The organism is Nitriliruptor sp., from assembly GCF_040882075.1.
Taxonomy (GTDB): Bacteria; Actinomycetota; Nitriliruptoria; order Nitriliruptorales; family Nitriliruptoraceae; genus Nitriliruptor.
Map to the genome: position 1 here is coordinate 1 of NZ_JBBEBZ010000129.1, position 1,975 is coordinate 1,975.

Sequence of the window (1,975 nt, forward strand, 5' to 3'; positions counted from 1 at the left end):
GTGCGACCCGTTCGGGCGGTTAGCTCAGATGGCGAGAGCGCCTCGTTTACACCGAAGCGCGAGCTGTCCACCGGTGTCCGAACTGGTCCGTAGGGTCCAGGACTCGGCACTTCGCTTCCACCGCAGTCCGCTGAGGTCCACGTTGGTCCGGGCGAAACGCCGTCACTCGCGCCGTCACTCCAGTCAGCCCTGGCCTCCTGCGTGTCGAGAATGGTCAAGCGGTTCGGCATCGTCCGGGCGGTGGGACGAGAACCCTTTGTCACCGACGGAAGCGCTCTAGCTGATCATCGCGTCCCTGAACGTCCCGCCGCCTTTCCTGTCAACCGCCCTGTGAGAGGACGCGACGGCTCCCATCCCACGACGGCGCGCAGCCAAGGTCGACCTTGGCAAGGTGAAGAGGGGGTCCGGGGAGGGCGAGCTGGAGGTTGGCCAGCAGCTGGTGGGACGGAGACGTAGCTGACGCCCTGGCGGCATTGGTCGACTCCTCCAGCTATTCGAGGCCGAACGTACGAGCCAAGTCCACGGCGCGGGCGAATAGGCGCAACTGATCCGTCGGCCACCGGACGAACCCGTACTGCTCGTAGAACCCGGCGGCGTCCTCGTCGATGGCATCAACCACCAGGAGCCGAACCGCCACGCGCTCGCGGATCGCCAGCACTTGGTCGATGACGCTCCGCATCAGCCGCTCACCGAGCCGCTGACCCTGATGGTCCTTCGCCACGGCCATGCGGCCCAGAAGGATGGCTGAGACTCCAAGGTGCGCCGGGTGTTTACCTACGAGGTTGGCTGGAACCTCCTCCACGGCCACCACGTGGACGGAGATTGCGAAGAAGCCGAGAACGGTCGAGCCGTCGTCAGTCAGGACGTACGTCGTCGAGGATTCTGCCACGTCGGCGGCTTGGCGTGCCGTCTGCTGGAACCACTCGTCCAGCTCGTCGCGCCCGCACGTGAAGTCGACGCGGTTGTGGTCGCGCGACAGGCGTTCGAGCCACACTCAGCGGCTCGCGACCGGAAACGGCTCGATGTGACCAAGGCGCTTCGACATCTCCGGGATGACCCGCGGGTGATCCTCGTAGAGCCAGGTGTGGAAGTCGGCCGCCGCCTCATCCGCGATGATCGTCACGCGACTCGACAGCACGATGTTCTGAGCGTCGCGCAGGGCTCGTGAAAGCACGAAGCTCGTCACGTCCTCCCCCGAGAGGGCCGCGGCCTCCGCGAGCACTTCCTTCTGCTCAGGAGTCACCCGGAACCCAAGCCGCTCGCTTCGCTCAGCGCGCTTGGTCGCGGCTTCCATCGTCAGTCCCCTCGGCTCTTGTACACACACAACGTACACACGCCGTATCGGCTCGACTAGTGCCGAACTGGAGATTGGCGGGCAGGCGCGCGGAGAGCGTTCGTGACCATTCCGTGACCACTACGCCGAACGGCCACCCCGAAAGGCGGCCGTTCGGCGTCAGGGCTAGCGCGGCGCGTTGGACGTCGCCGACGAGCTTGCCCGTCTCAACGCCTCCCACGAACTGCTACGCAGGCGCGTTCGCGGATGGCACCGCCAGGTAAGTGACGCATGTTTCGGGGTCTGCCCAGGGGATGAGGTCACGTGCTTGGACGTCAGCTCCGAGCTCGTCCAGCGCTCCTCGCATCAGACCGAGATGGATCGCGCAGATGACGTCCTGGTGTTCTCGTGCGACTTCGAGGAAGGGACAGCGGCGTAGGACGATCTCGGCGTCGCCGGGACCGGTCCGGTCGAGCTCGGGTGCGAAGCCGAACCTGTCGAGCAGGTGCAGCAGTTGCGTGATCGCCCCGTCGGCGTCGGGGGTGCTGAACGGTGCGGGTCTGTCGACGATGAAGCTGCCCCAGGCGTGCCCGGCCCGTTCGGCTGCTTCGGCTGGGTCCTCGGAGCTCGCGTCGAGGTAGCTCGCCAGGATCTTCGCGAGGAACGGGTAGCCGCCCTCCATCGGGTTCGGGTTCGGGTTCG

3 protein-coding genes are annotated in these 1,975 nt (G+C 66.3%); all 3 read right to left on the bottom strand.

The window, feature by feature from the left end:
- Window positions 1–490 precede the first annotated feature (490 nt).
- Window positions 491–994, bottom strand: coding sequence for a GNAT family N-acetyltransferase (locus WEB03_RS07770; protein WP_368070380.1), 504 nt, complete (start codon window positions 992–994; stop codon window positions 491–493).
- On the bottom strand, window positions 995–1,294 hold the full coding sequence (locus WEB03_RS07775) for a DUF1778 domain-containing protein (RefSeq protein WP_368070381.1): 300 nt from the start codon (window positions 1,292–1,294) through the stop codon (window positions 995–997).
- A gap of 226 nt (window positions 1,295–1,520) precedes the next feature.
- The coding region (locus WEB03_RS07780; protein WP_368070382.1) for a helix-turn-helix transcriptional regulator at window positions 1,521–1,975 on the bottom strand (455 nt) is incomplete at its 5' end.

Excerpts from the sequence above, each read along its gene's own strand:
- WEB03_RS07775 (WP_368070381.1), bottom strand. The coding sequence starts at position 1,294 with ATGGAAGCCGCGACCAAGCGCGCTGAGCGAAGCGAGCGGCTTGGGTTC.